General features: G+C 51.9%; 1 protein-coding gene and 1 pseudogene. Both read right to left on the bottom strand.

Annotated features, from left to right (window positions below; genetic code table 11):
* Positions 1–1,534: accessory Sec system protein Asp1 (asp1, locus tag STRDD11_RS10905; RefSeq protein ID WP_128837345.1), on the bottom strand; the 1,534-nt coding region annotated here is incomplete at its 3' end.
* A gap of 8 nt (positions 1,535–1,542) precedes the next feature.
* A pseudogene (locus tag STRDD11_RS10910) lies at positions 1,543–2,181 on the bottom strand (accessory Sec system protein translocase subunit SecY2); the annotation flags it as partial.

Below are 2,181 nucleotides of genomic sequence, written 5' to 3' on the forward strand. Positions count from 1 at the left end.
TCAGTTCCATACCAGTATTTTCCCTAATCTTCTCAATCGAGTAAATCAGGGCCTGATTCCAATGTTTCAGGCCGTCCAGATAGTAGTCCGCTGCTGCCGGCAGGTCCGAAAGCGAGGTCAGGATATAGCCGTTTCTCAGGTGCGTCACATAGTCTGACGGCACGAGATTGATCTGGGGAATCCCGGCACTGATGCCCGCAATCTGTGTATAGAGATTGGGATGCTCATTGAGATCCACAATCAGGCGGGTGTACTCCAGCTCCTGTATTAGGGTGAGCTCGTCGGTGATGTTCTTAATGCAATAACGAAGCTCCTGCTCCTGATTTTCCAAGAGGGCATTCTCAGCCTGCTCGCTGCGGCGGTAATGCTTGATCAGTTCATGCCGATTCAGATACTCATCGATCAGCTCCTCCACCTTGGCTTCCACCGTCTGCAGGCCCTCCTGCCAAGCATTGTAAACACCGATGGTCAGCTCCGTCTCAGGATGTTTGGCCACATAAAAGAGGACCTTGAAAATGGCATAGTCATTGATGGGCTCCTCCAGATTGAGCTGGTAGAAAATCTTGGACTCGCGCTTGCGCTGACTCTTGCCCAGCTGCAGCCGCGTATCAAAAGGCGACAGATAGTGGACCTTGTGGGCCTGCTGGGGCAGGCAGCTCTTCATGGCAGCCTGAACATCCATGCGGTCGGTCAGGACCAGATCCACCAGCTGCAGATCCGCTGCCAGACTGGACCAGTCCAGCTCCCGATTGCGCTCATGGAAAAAGCTGAGAATCTTCTGAGCCTGAGGCGGCAAGAGCTGCAGCACAGCCCGATTGTAAAGCGGATGAGCCGCCAGGACAAACTTGCTGTCTGCACCAGCCTGGCTGCTGATAAAATGGCCCAATTTCTCCAAAATCAAATCCGGCATCCGCTCATACTCCAGCTTATCAAAAGCCAGCAGATAGGCCGGATTGACCTCAACCCGGCAGTCATCTTGGGTCAAATGCTCCCGAATCCGCCAGTCACCGTCCGGCTGCAGGTAGTCCCGATAGCGCTCCTGCCCATTTTCATAATAGGTAATGCTGGAAATAAAGCCCCGATCATCAAAAATATAGAGCTTGTCCTGCTGATCGTCCTTGAAAAAGCGGATAAAGCTGAGAAAGCCCTCAATGCCAAACTCGATATGGGCATAGAGCTGTCCCTGCCTGCGAACCATGACCAGAAAGGGTGTGTAGAGAAACTCGCAGTCGGCTTCCCAGTCCAAGTCCTTGATCTGCAGAGCCTGCATAAAGTCGGAATGAACGCCCTGAATATCGTCAAAGACGGAGTAATAATCCGTTTCAAACAAGTCCTGCCGGTGCAGAAAATAACGGGCATGAGGCATATAGGCCGGCAGCAGCATCTTGACCGGCAGCTGCTGGCTCTGAAAAATCCGAATCTGATGAATGGAATCATCAAACTCCAGCCGCTGCATGGAGCGGTACCAAGGGATTATATCCCACTGCCAGACCCGCTCCCCGCTGCCAGACCAGGAAGGAATAAAATAATACATGTCTTCTCCTATAGCAAGGAACGATAGCGATCGTTAAGGGTCAAGGCATCCACCTCATCCTTAATCGAAAAGACCATTCCGATAAAAATCATGAAAAGCCCCGGAATCATACTGAGACGCAGATAGCGGACATCCCAAAGCACTATCATCATAGGCAGGCCCGATACCAGCACCAGATAGGCAGCTCCCACTATGGCAAAATACGTCACCAAGCCATTGATATAGCGCCGGGTCGCTGCCCCTGGATAGATATTCTCGATGTACTCCCCGCTCTTTTGCATGCGCTCAGCAATCTGGTCTCCGCTGACATTGATAAAGGCAAAAGCCAAAGCTAGGATGAAAATCGTCAGCAGATAGAGGACAAACCAGCCTAGATTGCCCATAGACAGATCCAAGATCCACTGGCGGATCAGCTGATTGCCCGGCTGGAAAAAGTGGACCAGCAAGAGCAGATACTGGGGAATGCTGACCAGCGTCATAGCATACATAATCGGCATGCCGCCCGCAGGATTGAGGCGGATATCCAGATAAGAGTACTTCTTAAAGCGATTGTGGATGGTGATCTTATTGACCGGGATCCGGTACTTGGCCCGCTCGACCACCACAGCCAGATAGAGAAAGACCAGACTGAGCAGGAGGAGAAGGCC

The sequence above is a fragment of the Streptococcus sp. DD11 genome (assembly GCF_001578865.1).
Classification (GTDB): Bacteria; Bacillota; Bacilli; order Lactobacillales; family Streptococcaceae; genus Streptococcus; species Streptococcus panodentis.